This window comes from Citrobacter sp. RHBSTW-01044 (assembly GCF_013781945.1).
In the GTDB taxonomy this organism is placed as follows: domain Bacteria; phylum Pseudomonadota; class Gammaproteobacteria; order Enterobacterales; family Enterobacteriaceae; genus Citrobacter; species Citrobacter braakii.
Window position 1 is genome coordinate 1354644 of sequence record NZ_CP056180.1, and the last position, 21185, is coordinate 1375828.

A 21185-nucleotide genomic window follows, 5' to 3' on the forward strand; every position below is an offset into this window, starting at 1 on the left:
GCTATCCGGCAAAATGTAAATCAGGCGTTCTCTTTCAGCCAGTTCATTACCACGTCGTGGTGGTTGCTGGTTTTGAAGTCATCAAACACATGCTCAATTTTCCCTTCAGCATCAATCAGGAAGCTGATGCGGTGGATGCCATCATAGGTTTTGCCCATAAATGACTTCTCACCCCAGACGCCGAACTGCTCGCAAACCTGGTGATCTTCGTCGGACAGGAGCGTGAAGTTAAGGACTTCTTTCTCCGCGAATCGGGAAAGCTTCTCTGGTTTATCGGTGCTGATTCCCAGTACTTCAACACCTGCTTTTTTTAACTCATCCATGTTATCGCGCAGGCCGCAGGCCTGTACGGTACAGCCGGGTGTCATGGCTTTCGGGTAAAAATAAACCAGAACACGCTGTCCCTGGAAGTCGGTTAAATTTACTTGTTCTCCGTCTTGATCCGGCAAGCTAAATTTCGGTGCGATATCACCGGCTTTCAGTGGGTTCATTACTTAACTCCATCCTGTTCATCATGCTGTGAGTAATTGACGACGTTAATACTGCCTTGCGCATTGAGTTCTGTACAGAGTGCTTTAAACGCATCTTCAATATTTGCCGAATCATGTGACGCAGGACTATGTGCGGTAATTTGAATAAACAGCTGTGCCGCCTTTCCGTTCTCAGCCGGTTGCGTGCGTGAAACCAGTTCCGCAATATTCATTTGGTGGCTGTCAAACAGGGCGGTAAAGCGTTCAATCAAATGCGGAGAATCAGGAACATCGACCTGCACCCATACCGTAGCGGGCATCGCCGGACGGGGGCGTGCGGTCGTGCGCTTCATCACAATCAGTAAATCCAGCTCTGCACCTTTCAACGGCAAGGTTGATTCAATTAGGGTAATGGCATTCCAGGTGCCCGACAGCAACATGATAAACGTGAACTCGTCACCCAGCATGGCCAGTCGGCTGTCTTCGATATTACAGCCGCAACTGCTGACATGACGTGTGATGGTGTTCACAATTCCCGGGCGGTCAGCACCCAGCGCAGTAATGACCAGATAGTGTTGCGATGACGATGTCAAACCTGTTCTTCCTTTGAGCGGTGAGGTAATCATAAGGAAAGCATAAAAAAAACATGCATACAACAATCAGAACGGCTCTGGTCGCTTGCTTTTATTGTCGTACCAAACGTACCATTGAGACACTTGTTTGCACAGAGGATGGCCCATGTTCACGGGAAGTATTGTCGCGCTTGTTACGCCGATGGATGAGAAAGGTAAAGTCTGCCGGTCGAGCCTGAAAAAACTGATTGATTATCATGTCGCCAGCGGCACCTCGGCGATCGTTTCGGTTGGCACCACCGGTGAGTCTGCCACCCTGAGTCATGATGAGCATGGCGATGTGGTGATGATGACCCTGGAGCTGGCCGACGGGCGTATTCCGGTGATTGCCGGAACCGGCGCTAATGCGACCGCGGAAGCCATTAGTCTGACGCAGCGTTTCAACGACAGTGGTGTTGTCGGCTGCCTGACGGTGACGCCTTACTACAACCGCCCAACCCAGGAAGGTTTGTTCCAGCATTTCAAAGCCATCGCTGAACATACTGACCTGCCGCAAATTCTGTATAATGTACCGTCCCGTACCGGCTGCGATATGTTGCCGGAAACCGTTGGTCGCCTGGCGAAAGTAAAAAATATTATCGCTATTAAAGAGGCCACGGGGAACTTAAGTCGCGTTCACCAGATCAAAGAGCTGGTTTCAGACGACTTTATTCTGCTCAGCGGTGATGACGCGACCGGACTGGATTTTATGCAGCTCGGTGGTCATGGCGTGATTTCCGTGACGTCTAACGTTGCGGCACGCGATATGGCCGAAATGTGCAAACTGGCGGCAGCCGGGAACTTTGCCGAGGCGCGGGTGATTAACCAGCGTCTGATGCCGTTACACAACAAACTATTTGTCGAACCCAATCCTATCCCAGTGAAATGGGCGTGTAAGGAGTTGGGACTTGTGGCGACCGATACGCTACGTCTGCCGATGACGCCAATCACGGATAATGCTCGTGAAATCGTCAAGGCGGCGCTTAAGCATGCCGGTTTGCTGTAAAGTTTAGGGAGATTTGATGGCTTACTCAGTACAAAAGTCGCGCCTGGCCAAGGTTGCGGGTGTTTCGCTTGTTATGTTGCTCGCGGCCTGTAGTTCTGACTCGCGTTATAAGCGCCAAGTGAGCGGTGATGAATCCTATCTGGAGGCCGCACCGCTTGCTGAGCTTCACGCTCCAGCTGGGATGATTCTGCCGGTTATGTCGGGTGACTATAATATCCCGGTCACCAACGGCAGCGGTGCCGTTGGTAAAGCGCTGGACATTCGCCCGCCGGCTCAGCCGTTAGCATTAGTCACCGGCGCTCGCACTCAGATCGCGGGTGATACGTCGACATTGCTGGTGGAAAATGGTCGTGGCAACACGCTGTGGCCACAGGTCGTTAGCGTCATTCAGTCTAAAAACTACACGATCACCAAACGTGATGATGCCAGCCAGACGTTGACCACCGACTGGGTTAACTGGAACCGTCTGGATGAAGACGAGCAGTACCGTGGACGTTATCAAATCTCGGTTAAACCGCAGGGTTATCAGCAAGCGGTAACGGTGAAACTGATTAACCTCGAGCAGGCGGGTAAACCCGTAGCTGATCCAGCATCAATGCAGCGTTACAGCGCTGAGATGATGAACGTTATCTCCGCAGGTCTGGATAAGAACGCCACTGATGCCGCGAATGCCGCGCAGAACCGCTCTGCCGCCACCATGGATGTTCAGAGTGCTGCCGATGACACCGGTTTACCGATGCTGGTGGTACGTGGACCGTTCAACGTGGTATGGCAGCGTCTGCCGGCAGCGCTTGAGAAAGTGGGGATGAAAGTGACCGACAGCACCCGTTCTCAGGGCAGCATCGCCGTGACCTACAAACCACTGTCTGATAGTAACTGGCAGGAGCTGGGCGCAAGCGATCCGGGTCTGGTATCCGGCGACTATAAACTGCAGGTCGGTGATTTAGACAACCGCAGTAGCTTGCAGTTTATCGATCCGAAGGGGCATACCCTGACGCAAAGCCAGAACGACGCGCTGGTCGCCGTCTTCCAGGCAGCGTTCAGTAAGTAAAAATAAAGGGCTGGATAACTCCAGCCCTTTTTTTCTGATATGATACGCAAACGTGTGCGTCGGCAGAAAAACGCAATATTTATCGTTAATTCACACCCAGGAGTAATAAAGATGCAAAAGCAAGCTGAGTTGTATCGTGGTAAAGCGAAGACCGTATACAGCACGGAAAACCCGGACCTGTTGGTGCTCGAATTCCGCAATGATACGTCAGCAGGGGATGGCGCGCGCATTGAACAGTTTGATCGTAAAGGCATGGTGAACAACAAGTTTAACCATTTCATTATGACTAAACTGCAAGAAGCGGGCATTCCTACCCAGATGGAGCGACTGCTTTCCGATACTGAATGTCTGGTGAAAAAACTGGAGATGGTACCGGTTGAATGTGTGGTTCGTAACCGCGCAGCAGGTTCCCTGGTTAAGCGTTTAGGCGTTGAGGAAGGTATTGAACTGAATCCGCCGCTGTTTGATCTGTTCCTGAAAAACGATGCTATGCACGATCCAATGATTAACGATTCCTATTGTGAAACTTTTGGTTGGGTGAGCAAAGATAATCTGGCGCGTATGAAAGAGCTGACCTACAAAGCCAACGACGTGCTGAAAAAGATGTTTGATGATGCCGGTCTGATTCTGGTCGACTTCAAACTTGAGTTTGGTTTGTATAAAGGTGAAGTGGTCCTGGGCGATGAGTTCTCACCGGACGGTAGCCGTCTGTGGGACAAAGAAACGCTGGATAAAATGGACAAAGATCGCTTCCGCCAGAGCCTGGGCGGCCTGATCGAAGCCTATGAAGCCGTCGCGCATCGTCTGGGTGTGAAGTTAGACTAACCCTCCCCTGAGCCGGCGATCGCTCTCCGGCTCATCAATCCCGCCGATTTTGATTACTGTTTCTTATGGTAATCCTGTTCCGAACCGCCTACGATCATCATCATAATGAATAAAAAGTTGAGGTGATTATGCGCTGGCAAGGGCGTCGTGAAAGTGACAATGTGGAAGACAGACGAAATAGCTCCGGTGGCGGCCCTTCTATAGGCGGCCCTGGTTTTCGTTTGCCCAGTGGTAAAGGCGGCATCATCCTGCTGATTGTGGTGCTGGTGGCGGGATATTATGGCGTGGATCTCACCGGATTAATGACCGGCCAGCCAGTTTCCCAACAGCAATCATCACACTCCATCAGCCCAAATGATGATGAAGCAGCAAAATTTACCTCGGTGATTCTGGCCACCACGGAAGATACCTGGGGGCAGCAGTTTGAAAAAATGGGCCGGACCTACCAACAGCCGAAGCTGGTAATGTATCGCGGAGCGACGCGTACTGGCTGTGGCGCGGGTCAGTCCGTGATGGGGCCGTTTTACTGCCCGGCGGATGGCACGGTGTATATCGACCTCTCATTTTATGATGACATGAAAAACAAGCTGGGCGCCGATGGTGATTTTGCTCAGGGCTATGTTATCGCCCATGAAGTGGGCCACCACGTGCAGAAACTGCTGGGTATTGAACCGAAAGTTCGCCAGATGCAGCAGAATGCCTCACAGGCTGAGGTGAACCGTCTTTCCGTACGTATGGAACTGCAGGCGGACTGCTTTGCCGGCGTCTGGGGCAACAGTATGCAGCAGCAGGGCGTGCTGGAGTCCGGCGACCTGGCTGAAGCGCTGAACGCCGCTCAGGCTATTGGCGACGATCGCCTGCAGCAGCAGGGACAAGGACGCGTTGTGCCGGACAGCTTTACCCACGGCACTTCTGAGCAGCGGCTTAGCTGGTTCAAACGCGGTTTTGACAGCGGCGATCCGGGACAATGTAATACTTTTGGTAAAGGCATTTAAGCTACTGAGGCAGGGATGTCTGATAACACGGCGCTGAGCGCGTTAACCGAACAGATGGCCCACGAAGGGATCCGTCGTCTGCTGATTATCAGTGGTGAGGGGAACTGGTGTCAGGAGCGGGCTTTAGCGCTACGCGACACGTTACCCGGCGACTGGTTATGGGTGGGCGCACAAGCCCCTGCTGAGCCGAACTGTACGCCACAGGCGCTGCAAACGTTATTAGGCCGCGAATTTCGTCATGCGGTTTTTGACGCCGGGCAGGGATTTGACGCTGCGTCGTTTGCCGCCTTAAGCGGAACGCTGATCGCCGGGAGCTGGCTGGTTTTGCTGACTCCCCCCTGGCATACCTGGCACACGCATCCGGACATGGATTCACTGCGCTGGAGCGACTGTGCTGAACCTATCCCAACGCCGCACTTTGTTGAACATGTCAAACGGGTGATTTCCCGTGACGGACAGGCTCTGCACTGGCAGCAGCATCACGCAGTTTCCAGCCCGCGTTTTCCTGTTCGTGCAGTCTGGCACGCAGCAACCGGTGACCCTCAGCCAGAACAGGCGATGATTTTAACCCAGTTGCTGGATATGCCTCCCGGCGTGGCTGCGGTCACAGCTGCACGTGGCCGGGGCAAATCGGCTCTGGCAGGGCAACTGATAGCACGTATCAACGGGACCGCGATTGTCACCGCGCCTGCTAAAGCGGCAACGGATGTGCTGGCGCAATTTGCCGCAGAGCGTTACCGCTTTATGGCCCCGGATGCGCTGTTAAGCAGCTCTGCAACCGCAGACTGGCTGATTGTGGATGAAGCCGCCGCGATCCCCGCGCCGCTGCTACACCAACTGGTTGCGCGTTTCCCTCGTACGCTGTTAACCACCACCGTACAGGGCTACGAGGGAACCGGCAGAGGCTTTTTGCTGAAATTTTGCGCCCGCTTTCCCCATCTTCGACGCTATGAGTTGCAACAACCCGTACGCTGGGCGCAGGGATGTCCGCTGGAGAAAATCGTCAGCGATGCGCTGGTGTTTGACGACGAAACCTTTGCGCATGCCCCCTTGGGGGAGCTTAACTTCTCGGCATTTGATCAACTCTCATGGCAGACAAACCCGGCGCTGCCGTTAGCGGTATATCAGCTACTTTCCGGTGCGCATTATCGCACCTCGCCACTGGATCTGCGGCGAATGATGGACGCGCCGGGTCAGCATTTTCTTCAGGCTTCGGCTGCTGACTCGGTGGCGGGAGCCGTCTGGCTGGTCGACGAGGGGGGATTATCCGCAGAATTAAGCCAGGCCGTCTGGGCCGGATATCGCCGACCAAGAGGAAATCTGGTTGCGCAGTCACTGGCGGCGCACGGCGGAGATCCATTGGCGGCGACGCTCGTCGGGCGGCGGGTCAGTCGAATTGCGGTTCATCCCGCGCGTCAAAGGGAAGGTATTGGGCAACAGCTGATTCTGCAGGCCCGGCACTATTGCACGCAGTGCGACTATCTGTCCGTCAGCTTTGGTTATACGGCTGAATTATGGCGTTTCTGGCAGCGCTGCGGTTTTGTCCTGGTACGGATGGGTAATCATCGGGAAGCCAGCAGCGGCTGTTATACCGCTATGGCGGTGCTGCCCATCAGCGAAGCGGGAAAACGCCTTGCCTGGCGGGCGCACCAGCGCCTGCGACGGGATGCGGAGATTCTTGCTCAGTGGAACGCAGAGCGCATTCCGCTGGTACCACTGAAAGAGACTACGCTTAATGAGGATGACTGGGGTGAGCTGGCTGGGTTTGCTTTCGCGCATCGACCATTACTGACATCATTAGGTTGTCTGAGTCGTTTGCTTGAGCACAGCGAGTTGCCTCTTCCGGCATTACGCGGGCGTATACAGGCTCAACGCAGCGATGCTGAATTGTGCCAACAGCTGAAAATATCGGGTCGCAAAGCGCTGTTGGCAGTTCAGCGCGCCGAGGCGGCGCAGGCCTTAAAACAGCTGGATGCTGAGCGTGAACAACGGCTACATAATCGCATTATGCAATGGCAATTTTTTCACTAACTTCTTCAATTTCCTGGCATGGTCATTGCGGTTAAGCGGCGTAGAATGATTCTCATCAGTTAAGGAGATCGCCATGAAACATGACCATTTTGTTGTTCAAAGTCCCGATAAACCCGCTCAACAGCTCTTGTTGCTGTTTCATGGCGTCGGCGATAACCCGGTTGCCATGGGCGAAATTGGCTCCTGGTTTGCGCCGCTGTTTCCGGATGCGCTAATCGTCAGCATTGGCGGGGCAGAGCCTTATGGTACGACTTCCGGGCGTCAGTGGTTTTCGGTACAGGGGATAACGGAAGAGAACCGCCAGGCGCGTATTGACGCGATTATGCCGGTCTTTATCGAAACCGTTCGCTACTGGCAGAAGCAAAGCGGCGTTTCGCCTCAGGCGACCGCGCTGATTGGTTTTTCTCAGGGCTCGATTATGTCGCTTGAGAGTATTAAAGCCGAGCCTGGGCTGGCGTCGCGGGTCATCGCCTTTAATGGTCGCTATGCCACGTTGCCGGAGGTTGCAACCACCGCGACGACGGTGCATTTGATTCACGGCGGTGAAGACCGGGTGATTGAGTTATCTCATGCCGTTGCCGCGCAGGAGGCGTTAATTCGCGCCGGTGGGGATGTGACGCTGGATATCGTCGAAAATCTGGGGCACGCTATTGATGAACGCAGTATGCAGTTTGCGCTCGACCACTTGCGTTTTACCGTACCGAAGCACTACTTTGATGAAGCGCTGAGCGGCGGTAAGCCTCACGATGATGATGTGATTGAGATGATTTAACCCGCAGGCCGAATGGCGATGTGAAACCGCCATTCGGCCTACGTTGGCTTATTTCTTCGGTTGATCCTTGTTTGGCCAATCGTCGTCGTCATCCCATTTATCGTTAAAATCACGATGCGGGGGAAGCTCCGGCTTATTGGCAAGAAATTTCTTGTGGTCGACGCGCTTGAGATCTTTAATCACGTTCAGCAATACGCCTACCAGAAACACCAACACCAGAATCCACCAGTATTTTGCCAGCCAGTCCATGCTCATTTCCTCTTACAGGAACACTCATCAGGCGACGAGTTGCTCCATGATACGTTGATACATACGGGCAAGCAGCTGCAGGTCGGCGGCATTAACACATTCATTAATTTTATGAATGGTGGCGTTGACCGGCCCCAGTTCTACTACCTGTGCCCCCATGCGGGCAATAAAACGCCCGTCGGACGTCCCGCCTGTAGTCAGTAACTGCGGTTTAATCTCATTATAGTGCTCAATGGCGTTCACCACCGCATCCACCAGTTTACCGCGTGCGGTCAGGAACGGCTGACCGGAAAGCCACCAGTCGACGGTATAACGCAGCTGATGTTTCTCCAGCAGCTCCAGCACCCGGGACTTAATCATTTCATCGTTTAATTCGGTGCTGAAACGGAAGTTGAACTGGATAAACAGTTCGCCGGGAATAACATTGTTGCTGCCGGTTCCTGCCTGAATATTGGCAATCTGCATGCTGGTCGCCGGGAAGAATTCGTTGCCCTGATCCCACTCAATCGCCACCAGTTCATTGAGCATTGGCGCCGCGCGGTGTACCGGATTATCGGCCAGATGCGGGTAGGCTACGTGGCCCTGCACGCCGTGAATGGTCAGATTGCAGGTCAGTGAACCACGACGCCCATTTTTCACCACGTCGCCAACGATTTCCGTGCTGGACGGCTCGCCAACCAGACAATAATCCAGTCGTTCATTGCGTGCCATAAGTGCTTCAACCACTTTTACGGTGCCGTTTTGGGCGCTGGCCTCTTCGTCAGAGGTTATCAAAAACGCCAGACGACCCTGATGGTTCGGATGCTGGGCGACAAAACGTTCTGCGGCCACGACCATTGCCGCCAGTGAGCCTTTCATATCGGCTGCGCCACGCCCGAACAACATGCCATCGCGAATGGTCGGTTCGAACGGTGGATTAATCCAACGATCGACATCGCCGACAGGCACTACGTCAGTGTGACCGGCAAATGCCAGAGTCTCACCTTTGCCGCGCCATGCCCAAAAATTCTGTGTGTCACCAAAATCCATACGCTCAACGGTAAAACCTACCGCGCGCAGGCGTTCAATCATTAACGCCTGGCACCCGGCATCATCCGGGCTCAGGGAAGGACGGCGAATAAGCTGCTGTGTCAGCTCAATAACCGGGCACGACATAGACTATACCTCATTAAAAAACTGCGTATAACTGGATTCACTAAAGCCAAGCAGCATAGGCTTACCCGGCGCGCAGAGCAATGGGCGTTTGATAATTGCAGGCATTTCAATCATCAATGCAGCAGCAGAGGACGCATCGGTGATTTGGTTACGTGTGGCTTCATCCAGTTTGCGCCAGGTGGTTCCACGTGTATTGAGCAGCGCCTCCCAACCTAATTCGCTGATAAAGGCGTGTAATAACGCGTTGTCCAGGCCGTCGACGCGATAATCATGGAAGCGGTAGTCGACCCCATTGTCTTCCAGCCAGCGTCTGGCTTTTTTAATGGTATCGCAATTCTTAATGCCGTAGAGGGTGATCATTTGAATCCTTATTGACGTATTTTGAATATTTATTCTCGTGTTCTATAAACATGAATAATACATATTGTCATCGAACCGTTATAGAAAAATATAACATTGTTGTTGAATGGTGAATAATGATTCCTGAAAGTTCCAAAATTCACGGGAAACTGAAAATCAGAATTTGCCTGTTTGCATCAGCCTGTTTTTCCATCAGAATTGCCAAAGTCGTAGATGATGTATGAATATTTCAAAATATTGCAGTAAGTCACATAAAATTTATGGGGTTAGCGCATAGTGATTACATATACCCCCGAACACTGGAGGATGTAATCGCAACCATTGGTTAAATGATCTTCTTTTTATGATGATGATTTCGTAGAATGCCCATAATAATAAGAGAGGTTGTTATGATTGAACGTGAACTGGGGAACTGGAAAGACTTTATCGAAGTGATGCTTCGTAAATAATTTTCTGGAAGAAATTCATATCCTGCAAAGGATAATAAAAGGCGACTCAACGTAAGTCGCCTTTTTTGTGTCCGATTATTCTGGGCGGGGCTTCAATGGGAAGCGTCTGCGTACCAGCACAAAGAACAGAGGAACGAAGTAAATCGCAAGGACTGTGGCTGAAATCATCCCGCCCATTACGCCAGTCCCCACCGCATGTTGACCGCCGGAACCTGCACCACTGCTGATGGTCATCGGCAACACCCCAAAGATAAACGCCAGTGACGTCATCAGAATTGGGCGTAAGCGTTGGCGACAGGCATGCAGCGTGGCGTCGAGCAAGTCGTGACCTTTCTCGTTCATCTCATTGGCGAATTCAACAATCAATATTGCGTTCTTCGCCGAAAGCCCGATCACGGTGAGTAACCCGACCTGAAAGTACACGTCGTTTTCCAGACCGCGCATCCAGGTAGCGAGCAGCGCGCCAATGACCCCCAGCGGTACAACCAGCATGACGGAGAAGGGAACCGACCAGCTTTCGTACAACGCAGCCAGACACAGGAACACCACCAGCAAAGAAATGGCGTACAGGGCTGGCGCCTGAGAGCCCGACAGCCGTTCCTGGTAAGACATCGCGGTCCATTCGAGGCCGAATCCGGTCGGCAACTGGTGGACCAGCGATTCCATAATGTCCATCGCCGTACCGGTACTGACGCCTGGGGCGGCTTCGCCAACAATCTCGACGGCGGAGTAGCCGTTATAGCGTTCCAGACGCGGTGAACCCGTTTCCCAGCGCGACGTGGCAAAGGCTGAGAAAGGCACCATGCCGCCGCTATTATTGCGGACGTACCACAGATTGATGTCGTCCGGGAGCATGCGATATTTTGCCGCCGCCTGCACGTAAACCTTCTTCACGCGACCCCGGTCCATAAAGTCATTGACGTAGCTGGAGCCCCAGGCCGTTTGCAAGGTGTCGTTGATGTCATCAATGGAAACGCCCAGCGCCTGGGCTTTGCGCTGATCGATATCAATTTGCAACTGCGGGCTGTCGTCCAGACCATTATGACGAACGCGGGTCAGAGACGCGTCTTTCCCGGCCAGCTCAATCAGCTTGTCGCGCGCGGCCATTAACGCATCATGGCCCGCACCGGCGTGATCTTGCAGCTCCATATCGAAACCGGCAGAGCTCCCGAGACCGCTAATCGCCGGAGGACTGCTGGCGAAGACGCGGGCTTCTTTAATCTTATTAAAGGCTTTAGTCGCGCGCTCGATGATGGCGAAAGAGGTTCCGGTGGTGGTGTCGCGATCATCCCAGTCTTTTAAGCGGACAAACATCCGCGCCACGTTTTGACCGTTCCCGCCAGGGCCGGAACCGACCGTAGAAAAGACCGACGTAATGTTGTCTTTCTCATGGGTGAAGTAATACTTCTCCACTTCCTCAACTACTTTCAAAGTTTGCTGCTGGGTCGAGCCGCTGGGCAACTGTATCGAGGTGGTAAACATGCCGCGGTCTTCGAGCGGCAGGAAGGAGGTTGGCAGGCGCAGGAACAGGAAAACCATACCGCCGAGCAGCAGGCCGTAAATCAGTATCCAGCGCAGGCTGCGGTGCAGGATCCTGGCGACGCCTTTTTCGTAGCGTTCGGCGTTGCGGTTAAACATCCGGTTAAACCAGCCAAAGAAACCGGTTTGCCCGTGATGCTCGCCTTTATGTAGCGGTTTGAGCAGAGTGGCGCACAGGGCAGGGGTGAGGATCATCGCCACCAGAACTGAAAGAACCATTGCGGAGACGATGGTAATCGAGAACTGGCGGTAAATAGCCCCGGTAGTGCCGCCGAAGAAGGCCATCGGGATAAACACCGCCGACAGCACCATGGCGATACCGACCAGCGCGCCCTGGATTTGCCCCATCGATTTCCGCGTCGCTTCCCGCGGCGAGAGGCCTTCCTCACTCATAATTCGCTCGACGTTTTCCACCACCACAATGGCATCATCGACCAGCAGGCCGATCGCCAGCACCATCGCAAACATCGTCAGGGTGTTAACGCTGTAGCCAAAGGCGTAGAGGACGGAAAAAGTACCCATCAGGACGACGGGAACGGCGATTGTAGGAATCAGCGTGGCGCGGAAGTTTTGCAGGAACAGGTACATCACAAGGAATACCAGCGCGATCGCTTCCAGCAGTGTTTTCACCACGTCGATGATTGAGGCTTTGACAAAGGAGGTAGTTTCATACGCCACCTTGTATTCCAGCCCGTGCGGAAAATACTGAGAGAGCTCGTTCAGGCGGTCGATAACCAGCTCCGCCGTTGCCATTTCATTGGCGCCGGAGGCCAGTTTTACCCCCAGACCGGAAGCCGGGTGGCCGTTGAAGCGGCTGAGATAGTCATACTTTTCCGCACCCATTTCGACCGTCGCCACATCACCCAGTTTAACTTCTGAGCCGTCCTGGTTGACGCGTAGCGTAATCGCGCGGAATTCATCCGGAGTCTGCAGCAGCGACTGGGCGTTGATCGTCGCATTCAGCGCTTGTTTGTCTACCGAAGGCGTGCCGCCAAGTTGCCCGACGGCAATCTGCGCATTCTGTGACTCGATAGCATCGGTCACATCTTTGGCGGTCATCTGGAAGCTGTTAAGTTTGACCGGGTCGAGCCAGATACGCATGGAATATTGTGAACCGTAGGCGTCAATATCGCCCACGCCGTTTATACGACTGAGCGGATCCTGGATATTACTGGCGACGTAGTCGGCGATGTCCTGCTTATCCATTGAGCCATCGGTGGAGACGAAGGCGATGGTCAGAATATTGGTGTCACCGGTCTTGCGCACCGTGACCCCTTGATTCTGTACCGCCTGCGGCAGCTTACGCATTGCCGATTGCAGCTGGTTTTGCACCTGCTGGACGGCTTCATCAGGATCGGTTCCCGCGAGGAAGCTCAGCGTAACCGACGCCTGGCCTGTCCCGCTGCTCTGCGACGACATGTACATCAGATTATCGAGACCAGTCATGTTCTGCTCGATAACCTGGGTGACGGTATTTTCCAGGGTTTGTGCGGACGCGCCAGGGTAGTTCGCGGTTACCCGCACGTTTGGCGGTGCCAGATCGGGATATTGCTCAACGGGCAGCGAAAAAATAGCCAGGGCTCCTGTAAGGCACAACAGGATTGCTAACACCCAGGCAAAAATGGGGCGATCGATGAAAAAATTCGCCATTAAAAGGGGACCTCGTGTTTCTGCGTATCGTTATGGGTGTGAATTGCTTCACTTTAGCGGCAAGGTACGGGGCAAACGTGGAGAAAAAAAGAAGATAATGTAAATTATCATGCCCGTTTACAGCATACCTTTCGTGCCAACGCCGTCAGGCCTGGATCGAGAACCGACGGCGCTTTGCGGTTCTTTACGTTAGCTCTCCGTCGGATTCTGCCGAACGAAAACTGATGCTCACCAGCGTTCCCCCTCCGGAGGGTTGAGAGAAAGTCAGCGTGCCGCTCAGCCTTTCCGCCCGCTCGCGCATAATATTTAACCCATAGTGCCCCGAAGGCTCATGCGGCTCGCCAATGCCGATGCCGTTATCGCGAATATAAACCGTGTGATTACCATCCGGCGCGGTCACGCAACTGACGGCAATTTCGGTTGCGCTGGCATGTTTAATCGCGTTCAGCACCGCTTCACGGACGATCTGCAGCAGATGCACCTGCATTTGCGCGTCCAGCGCCAGGGTCGGTAACCGGCAATCAAGCGTCAGTTTAGCCGATGTCTGATTTTGCAGCGTTTCCAGCATTTCATGCAGGGCGGAGGGGAGATCGGCCTGCTGTAAAGTCAGGCGGAAGGTGGTGAGCAGTTCGCGTAGCTGGCGGTAGGCGTCGTTCAGCGCCTGAGAAAAATCCGCCATAATGCTTTGCGCTGGGGCGTTATCTTCGGGAATCGAACGCTTCAGCAGCGTGAGCTGAATGCGTAAATAAGAGAGCACTTGCGCCAGCGAGTCGTGCAGCTCGCGCGCAATCGTCGCCCGCTCCTCCATTAACAACAGCTGCTGAAAATGTTTTTGCGCCTGGTTGAAGTACAACCCGCGACCCAGCATCGAGGAGACGCTGTTGAGCAGAGGGGTAGAAGCATTGACGTTCGGGCTTTGCCAGTGCAGTTCACCGTAGACGGTTTCCTGCATGGTGACCGGCAGGATCTGCATCGGCAGCTCGGGGCTTTTTGCGCCTTCGCTAATTCGCCAGTTATCTCCGACGGTGAGTTCCAGGAAATAGGCGGCGTCATGCTCGCGGACGATCTGTAAAATATGGCGGAAGCAGTACACATCAATCTGACTGGTATTTAACGCCTGAGAGCACTGATACAACACTTCCAGACGACGATTAGCTTCGTGGAGATCGTGGGTCTTCTCAGCGACAGACGCTTCCAGCGAGCGGTACAGCTTGTGTAATTCACTCGACATCTGGCTGAAGGTCTTGCCCAACAACCCGAGTTCGTTGGGCAAATCAGTATCCAGCGACGGGATGTCAAACTGACCGTGTTCAATGTGCTGGCTGGCCACCACCAGCTTATTCAGCGGACGCACCACCTGCTGGCGAATACGCCGCAAGGTAAAGAAAACGAGGGTGAATATGCCGATCCCGCCCGCCAGTGAAATACCAAAAACCAGCATCACTTTGCGTTCGGCATAATGTTGCAGCGCCAGCACGAAGAGATCGATTTGATCGACATAGTTATTGATATTGCTCTGGTACCAATTTAAATCGCCATCGATCAGACGGGCGTTCATTTCCAGCCAGTTTGCATGTAGACGTCCATAGCGACTTTTTACCGCTTGAGGCACGTACCACGCGTTCAGGTTCTGTAGTGCTGGCGAATTTAGCGCCTGCTGGAAAAGCTGGCGGTGAGCGTTAAGCTGCGGACTTTGGCTTTGCAGATCGTAACCCAGACGGTAACTTTGCATGCGCAATGAGCCAGCCACGTTGATGGCTTCGGCATCTCGTAAGCTGCTGGTCAGCGTGAGCAGCGCAATACCCGTTGAGAGAATCGACAACAGCACTATGTAGAAAAAAGCTTTAGCCAGACTGGCCGAGACCGGACGCTTTACCGTCACTTGTGCATCCTCACACAATACACGTCGCGCCTTAAAACAGCCCGAACGATGCGGTGTATTTGATAAATGTTAATAAAACGCCATGAAACTGGATGGTAACTGAAACACAATTTCATATGCGATGAAATAAATTGATCTGCCACAGGTTCTGGATAAATAGTTGTGCTTCCTGGGCAAATGAACATTGCCGCTTCCTTCCGTGTCGGTTAATAACAACACTCATATAAAGAATAAGGTTTTTGCAACCAAAAAAGAAGGAAGCCATGAATCGTTTTATTATGGTTAATAGCCAGCAGTGCCTGGGATGCCATGCCTGTGAGGTCGCCTGCGTCATGGCTCACAATGGCGAGCAGCATGTCCTGAGTCAACGGCATTTCCAGCCCCGAATTACCGTCATCAAGCATCAGCAGCAGCGCAGTGCGGTAACCTGCCATCACTGTGAAGATGCGCCCTGCGCCAGAAGTTGCCCGAACGGGGCAATCAGCCATGATAACGACAGCGTTCAGGTGAACCCGAAAAAGTGTATTGGCTGTAAATCGTGCGTCGTTGCTTGTCCTTTCGGCACGATGCAGATCGTACTCACTCCAGTCGCTAAAGGGAAGGTGAAAGCCACTGCGCACAAATGCGATTTGTGTCAGGGACGCGAACAGGGACCCGCCTGCGTAGAGAACTGTCCGGCGCAAGCGTTACAACTGGTGACGGAAAATTCGCTTACTGGTCTGTCAAAAGCGCGCAGGCTACGCACCGCCAGTCTGGAAAGCCAGCCCTGGCATGCCAACGCCACCGATTTCGTTTCGCATGCAATTACCAAACGTGAGCAAATGCAGGCGACGCCTGCGCGTGGTGAGCCGGATAAGCTGGCAATTGAGGCCCGTAAAACCAGCTTTGAGGAGATCTATCTACCGTTTCGTACGGCGCAGGCGGAACGGGAAGCGTCCCGCTGCCTGAAATGCGGCGACCACAGTATTTGCGAATGGACCTGCCCATTGCATAACCATATTCCGCAGTGGATTGAACTGGTCAAAGCCGGGAATATCGATGCGGCGGTTGAGCTTTCTCACCAGACTAACTGCCTGCCGGAAGTGACCGGGCGCGTATGTCCGCAGGACCGACTCTGCGAAGGGGCATGTACGGTGCGTAGCGAGCATGGGGCGGTCACTATCGGAAATATTGAGCGTTACATCTCTGATCGGGCCCTGAGCAAAGGATGGCGACCGGACTTAAGCCACGTGCAGAAAGTGGATAAGCGCGTTGCTATCATCGGCGCGGGTCCGGCGGGTCTGGCCTGCGCGGATGTGCTGGCGCGCAGCGGAGTCAGCGCCACCGTATACGATCGCCACCCTGAAATCGGCGGTTTGCTGACGTTCGGCATTCCGGCCTTCAAGCTGGACAAATCGCTGCTGGCCCGCCGCCGTGAAATCTTCAGCGCCATGGGTATTCATTTCGAACTTAACTGTGAAGTGGGTAAGGATGTGGCGCTGTCGGCGCTGCTGGAGGATTACGATGCCGTGTTCGTGGGCGTAGGAACCTATCGTTCCATGAAAGCGGATCTGCCGAATGAAGACGCGCCTGGCGTTTATGACGCGTTACCGTTCCTGATTGCCAACACCAAGCAGGTGATGGGGCTGGATGAACTGCCTGAAGAGCCGTTCATCGACACCGCCGGACTGAACGTGGTTGTACTGGGCGGAGGCGATACGGCAATGGACTGCGTGCGTACCGCGCTGCGTCATGGCGCACGCCAGGTGACCTGCGCTTATCGTCGTGATGAAGCCAACATGCCCGGTTCGAAAAAAGAGGTGAAGAACGCCCGGGAAGAGGGGGCTAACTTCGAGTTTAACGTCCAGCCGGTTGAGCTGGTGTTACATGATGATGGGCGAGTCAGCGGCGTGCGTTTTTTACGTACCCAGCTTGGCGAGCCGGACGCGCAGGGGCGTCGTCGCCCGGTTCCCCTCGCCGGGAGTGAGTTTGTCATGCCCGCAGATGCGGTGATCATGGCGTTTGGTTTTCACCCACATGGCATGCCGTGGCTGGAGACGCATGGGGTTAAGGTCGATAACTGGGGGCGCATAGCCGCCAATGTTGAAAGCGCATACCGTTATCAAACCAGTAACCCGAAAATCTTCGCTGGTGGTGACGCGGTACGCGGTGCGGATCTGGTGGTTACGGCCATGGCGGAAGGACGGCATGCCGCCCAGGGGATCGTCGACTGGCTGGGCGTAAAATCAGTCAAATCTCACTAAGTCGCTAAGAAGGCCGGATAAGGCGCGTTAGCGTTGCTATCCGGCTCTGTGCCGCATAATTGCCTGATGGCGCTTCGCTTATCAGGCCGACATTGCACCAAGACAAACCCGGTTTCACGGCGTAGTATTATTTCTCACTTCTTGCTGTGGAGCCGGTATGTCGCAAAAAATTACCCTCATCAAAGATAAAGTCCTTTCCGATAACTACTTCATCCTGCGCAATATCACCTATGACCTGACCCGTAGCAATGGAGAGGTGATTCGTCACAAACGCGAGGTTTACGATCGCGGCAACGGCGCCACTATCCTGCTGTATAACCCGGAGAAGAAAACGGTGGTGCTCATCCGCCAGTTTCGCGTCGCCACCTGGGTCAATGGTAATGAAAGCGGTCAACTGATTGAAACCTGCGCCGGGCTGCTGGATAACGACGAACCGGAAGCGTGCATTCGGAAAGAGGCCATTGAAGAGACCGGCTTTGAAGTGGGTGAAGTGCGTAAGCTGTTTGAACTCTATATGTCGCCGGGCGGCGTGACGGAGATAATTCATTTCTTTATTGCGCAATACAGCGACAGCCAGCGGGCAAATGCGGGCGGAGGGGTGGAAGATGAAGATATTGAGGTTCTGGAGCTGCCGTTCACACAGGCGCTGGAAATGATTAAAACGGGTGAGATCCGTGACGGTAAGACGGTGCTATTGCTGAACTATTTGCAGTCGTCGCATCTCATGGACTAATGCGCGGGATTTATATTTCTTTACAAATTTTCGGCCAATCCGACGATTCTTATTGAGCCACATCAGTCGCGCAAGGAAGATACCGCTTAGGCTGTGTGTTTTGACTTCGGGGTTGTACCGTCCATGCGCTATCGCGTTATTTTACTTTTCCTGCTCGGGTTGTTACCCGTCCGTTTGCTGTGGGCCGCGCCCGCGCAACAGACGTTTTCTGACTGGCAGGTGACGTGCAATAACCAAAACTTTTGCGTGGCGCGCAATACCGGAGAACATCACGGCCTGGTCATGACCTTGAGCCGCAGTGCCGGGGCACATACCGACGCCGTGTTGCGTATTGAACTGGGTGGGCTGGAATCGCCCACAGCCAAAGAGAGCGATATTGCGCCACGTCTGCTACTGGATGGCTCAGCGCTCCCGCTTCGCGGCGAACACTGGCGTATTACCCCCTGGCAACTGATGACCGATGATCCGGCCACCATCAGCGCATTTTTAACAACCGTACAGGACGCGAAGGCGATAACCCTGCAAAAAGGGGCGCAAAACCTGTCCCTGGTCGGGCTAAAAGCCGCGCTGCTTTTTATCGACGCCCAGCAAAAACGGGTCGGCAGCGAAACCGCATGGATTGAAAAAGGCGACGAGCCTCCGCTCAGCGTACCTCCCGCTCCCGCTTTAAAAGGCGTGGCTGTGATTAACCCAACGCCAACGCCTCTCACGCAACAAGAGCGCAGTGAATTGCTGGATTACGGTAACTGGCGGATCAACGGTATTCGCTGTTCGATCGATCCGCTGCGTCGCGAGATGCGCGTCACGGCCTTAACGGATGATAAAGCGCTGCTGATGATCGGCTGTGAAGCCGGGGCATATAACACCATCGATCTGGCGTGGGTGGTTTCACGTACTACCCCGTTGACGTCACGGGCGGTACGGCTAAGCCTGCCTTTTAAAACGGATGCGGAAAGTCGCGATATGGAGCTGACCAACGCCACGTTTGATGAGAAGTCGCGCGAGCTGGTAACCCTCGCTAAAGGACGAGGGTTGGCAGATTGCGGTATCCAGACCCGCTGGCGCTACGACGGCCAGCGTTTTCGTCTGGTGCGCTATGCCCAAGAGCCAAGCTGCGATAACTGGCATGGGCCAGATGCCTGGCCCACGCTGTGGATCACACGTTAAGCACCTTATGCGCTTTGTCGACAATGTTATCCACCGTAAAGCCGAAGAACGGGAACAGCTTGTCTGCCGGAGCCGACTCCCCATAACCCGTCATACCGACAATCGCCCCTTTCAGCCCAACATATTTGTACCAGTAGTCGGCAATTCCTGCTTCTACCGCCACGCGCGCGCTGACGTTTGAGGGGAGAACCGATTCCCTATACGCCTCATCCTGGGCGTCGAAGATATCGGTTGAGGGCAGAGAAACCACTCGCACGTTACGACCTTCACCGGTCAGTTTTTCCGCTGCCAGCAGTGTGATTTCCATTTCTGAACCGGTAGCAATCAGGATAACATCCGGCTTACCGCCACCATCCTTCAGCACATAGCCGCCGCGGGCAATCTGCTGCACTTGCTCAGGCGTCCGCTCAACCTGCGCCAGATTTTGCCGCGAGAGGATCAGCGCCGTTGGCCCGTCATGGCGTTCGACCGCCAGCTTCCAGCCTACCGCCGCTTCAACCTGATCGCAGGGTCGCCAGGTGCTGAAATTAGGCGTCAGACGCAGGCTGGCGAGCTGTTCGACGGCCTGGTGCGTGGGACCATCTTCCCCAAGGCCAATCGAGTCGTGGGTATAAACCATGATTTGTCGGGCTTTCATCAGCGCCGCCATGCGTGCGGCATTACGGGCATATTCGACAAACATCAGGAACGTTGCGGTGTACGGTACGAAGCCCCCGTGGTGAGCGATACCGTTGGCAATCGCGGTCATGCCAAACTCCCGCACGCCGTAGTGGATGTAGTTTCCTGCATGATCCTCTTTAAGAGAAGTGGAGCCTTTCCAGATGGTCAGGTTGCTGGGCGCCAGATCCGCCGAACCGCCAAGTAGCTCAGGCAGTATCGGCCCGTAGGCGTTCAGGGTATTTTGCGAGGCCTTACGGGTGGCGATTTTGGCCGGATTGGCCTGCAGCTCGGTGATATATTTCTGGGTCGTTTCTTCCCACTCTTCCGGCAGTCCACCGCTCATCCGGCGGGTAAACTCTGCCGCCAGATCCGGATGCGCATGTCGATAAGCGGCGAATTTCTCATTCCAGCTCTGTTGGGCTTTCTCGCCTTTTTCACGAGCGTCCCACGCCCGGTAAATCTCTTTGGGGATTTCAAAGGCAGGATGATGCCACCCCAACTTCTGCCGGGTCAGCGCCACTTCTTCTTCACCCAGCGCCGCGCCGTGCGCTTCCTCTTTCCCGGCTTTATTCGGTGAACCAAAACCAATCACCGTGCGGCAGATAATCAGCGACGGTTTATCGGTAACGGCCTGTGCTTCCTGAATCGCTTTTTTCACCGCCTCAGGGTCATGACCGTCAATCTCGTGCACCACATGCCAGTGATAGGCCTCAAAGCGTTTCGCGGTATCGTCGGTAAACCAGCCGTCGGTTTCGCCATCAATTGAGATGCCGTTGTGATCGTAAAAGCCGATGAGTTTGCCAAGTCCCAGGGTGCCCGCCAGCGAGCACACTTCGTGAGAAATGCCCTCCATCAGACAGCCGTCGCCCATAAAGACCCAGGTATAGTGATTAACAATCTCGTGGTCTGGCTGGTTAAACTGCGCCGCCAGGGTGCGTTCTGCAATCGCCATTCCGACAGCGTTGGCTAAACCCTGACCCAACGGTCCGGTGGTGGTCTCCACGCCCGGCGTATAGCCAATTTCCGGGTGTCCTGGCGTCTTCGAATGGAGCTGGCGGAAGTTCTTTAACTCTTCGAGCGGCAGGTTGTAGCCGGAAAGATGCAACAGGCTGTAAAGCAGCATTGAGGCGTGGCCATTGGATAAAATAAACCGGTCACGATCGTACCAGGTGGGATCGGACGGGTTATGGCGCAGGAAATCGTTCCACAGTACTTCGGCGATATCGGCCATCCCCATTGGTGCTCCAGGGTGGCCGGAGTTAGCTTTTTGGACGGCATCCATACTTAGCGCACGAATGGCATTGGCAAGCTCTTTACGGGTCATAGGAAATACTCCT

The 21185-nt window shown here is 54.2% G+C and carries 18 protein-coding genes; 10 read left to right on the plus strand and 8 right to left on the minus strand.

Annotated features, from left to right (window positions below; genetic code table 11):
• Positions 1-20: 20 nt before the first annotated feature.
• Both bcp and HV352_RS06440 read right to left on the minus strand, forming a co-directional pair.
• Positions 21-491, minus strand: a complete 471-nt coding sequence (gene bcp / locus HV352_RS06435; RefSeq protein ID WP_003835095.1) for a thioredoxin-dependent thiol peroxidase — start codon at positions 489-491, stop codon at positions 21-23.
• Entirely contained in the window at positions 491-1063 is a 573-nt protein-coding gene (locus tag HV352_RS06440) for a glycine cleavage system transcriptional repressor (RefSeq protein ID WP_003037954.1), read from the minus strand. The genes bcp and HV352_RS06440 overlap by 1 nt, the downstream gene beginning before the upstream one ends.
• Before the next feature lie 145 nt (positions 1064-1208).
• On the opposite strand from HV352_RS06440, the gene dapA reads away from it, so the two are divergent.
• The 6 genes from dapA (at position 1209) to ypfH (ending at position 7761) form a co-directional block, all read left to right on the plus strand.
• Entirely contained in the window at positions 1209-2087 is an 879-nt protein-coding gene (gene dapA / locus HV352_RS06445) for a 4-hydroxy-tetrahydrodipicolinate synthase (RefSeq protein WP_016153972.1), read from the plus strand.
• A gap of 16 nt (positions 2088-2103) precedes the next feature.
• Positions 2104-3138, plus strand: a complete 1035-nt coding sequence (bamC, locus tag HV352_RS06450) for an outer membrane protein assembly factor BamC (protein WP_016153971.1) — start codon at positions 2104-2106, stop codon at positions 3136-3138.
• 111 nt (positions 3139-3249) lie between these two features.
• Positions 3250-3963: a phosphoribosylaminoimidazolesuccinocarboxamide synthase gene (gene purC, locus HV352_RS06455; protein WP_181635296.1), complete on the plus strand. Its 714-nt coding sequence runs from the start codon at positions 3250-3252 to the stop codon at positions 3961-3963.
• Between the two features lie 128 nt (positions 3964-4091).
• Positions 4092-4958 (plus strand): neutral zinc metallopeptidase, encoded by an 867-nt coding sequence (locus HV352_RS06460; RefSeq protein WP_016153970.1) that lies wholly within the window; start codon positions 4092-4094, stop codon positions 4956-4958.
• Between the two features lie 15 nt (positions 4959-4973).
• Positions 4974-6989 carry a GNAT family N-acetyltransferase gene (locus HV352_RS06465; protein ID WP_181635297.1) on the plus strand — a complete coding sequence of 672 codons (2016 nt, stop codon included), beginning with the start codon at positions 4974-4976 and terminating at the stop codon, positions 6987-6989.
• A 73-nt stretch (positions 6990-7062) separates the two neighbouring features.
• On the plus strand, positions 7063-7761 hold the full coding sequence (gene ypfH / locus HV352_RS06470) for an esterase (protein ID WP_016157110.1): 699 nt from the start codon (positions 7063-7065) through the stop codon (positions 7759-7761).
• A gap of 48 nt (positions 7762-7809) precedes the next feature.
• On the opposite strand, the gene HV352_RS06475 is transcribed toward ypfH, so the two are convergent.
• From HV352_RS06475 to HV352_RS06485, 3 genes are read right to left on the minus strand one after another with little or no spacing between them, the layout of a single operon-like run.
• Complete coding sequence (locus HV352_RS06475; RefSeq protein ID WP_003835080.1) at positions 7810-8010, minus strand: YpfN family protein; 201 nt, start codon at positions 8008-8010, stop codon at positions 7810-7812.
• 27 nt (positions 8011-8037) lie between these two features.
• Positions 8038-9165: a succinyl-diaminopimelate desuccinylase gene (dapE, locus tag HV352_RS06480; RefSeq protein WP_016153967.1), complete on the minus strand. Its 1128-nt coding sequence runs from the start codon at positions 9163-9165 to the stop codon at positions 8038-8040.
• 3 nt (positions 9166-9168) lie between these two features.
• Entirely contained in the window at positions 9169-9525 is a 357-nt protein-coding gene (locus HV352_RS06485; protein WP_016153966.1) for an ArsC family reductase, read from the minus strand.
• A 389-nt stretch (positions 9526-9914) separates the two neighbouring features.
• On the opposite strand from HV352_RS06485, the gene ypfM reads away from it, so the two are divergent.
• A complete protein-coding gene (gene ypfM, locus HV352_RS06490) occupies positions 9915-9974 on the plus strand; it encodes a protein YpfM (RefSeq protein WP_001386977.1) in 60 nt (19 codons plus the stop codon).
• Positions 9975-10049: 75 nt separating this feature from the next.
• Here ypfM and acrD read toward each other — a convergent pair whose 3' ends face one another.
• Positions 10050-13163 carry a multidrug efflux RND transporter permease AcrD gene (gene acrD, locus HV352_RS06495; protein WP_016153965.1) on the minus strand — a complete coding sequence of 1038 codons (3114 nt, stop codon included), beginning with the start codon at positions 13161-13163 and terminating at the stop codon, positions 10050-10052.
• Between the two features lie 184 nt (positions 13164-13347).
• Complete coding sequence (gene narQ, locus HV352_RS06500; protein ID WP_016157109.1) at positions 13348-15045, minus strand: nitrate/nitrite two-component system sensor histidine kinase NarQ; 1698 nt, start codon at positions 15043-15045, stop codon at positions 13348-13350.
• A gap of 263 nt (positions 15046-15308) precedes the next feature.
• On the opposite strand from narQ, the gene aegA reads away from it, so the two are divergent.
• The 3 genes from aegA to HV352_RS06515 all read left to right on the plus strand — a co-directional run bounded on the left by aegA (position 15309) and on the right by HV352_RS06515 (position 19188).
• A complete protein-coding gene (gene aegA, locus HV352_RS06505; RefSeq protein ID WP_049270080.1) occupies positions 15309-17288 on the plus strand; it encodes a formate-dependent uric acid utilization protein AegA in 1980 nt (659 codons plus the stop codon).
• A gap of 157 nt (positions 17289-17445) precedes the next feature.
• Positions 17446-18021, plus strand: a complete 576-nt coding sequence (gene nudK / locus HV352_RS06510; RefSeq protein ID WP_016157107.1) for a GDP-mannose pyrophosphatase NudK — start codon at positions 17446-17448, stop codon at positions 18019-18021.
• Between the two features lie 123 nt (positions 18022-18144).
• On the plus strand, positions 18145-19188 hold the full coding sequence (locus HV352_RS06515; protein ID WP_029139621.1) for a DUF1176 domain-containing protein: 1044 nt from the start codon (positions 18145-18147) through the stop codon (positions 19186-19188).
• Here HV352_RS06515 and tkt read toward each other — a convergent pair.
• Positions 19178-21172 (minus strand): transketolase, encoded by a 1995-nt coding sequence (tkt, locus tag HV352_RS06520; RefSeq protein WP_016157105.1) that lies wholly within the window; start codon positions 21170-21172, stop codon positions 19178-19180. The two genes, HV352_RS06515 and tkt, sit on opposite strands and share 11 nt — an antisense overlap.
• Between the last annotated feature and the right edge of the window lie 13 nt (positions 21173-21185).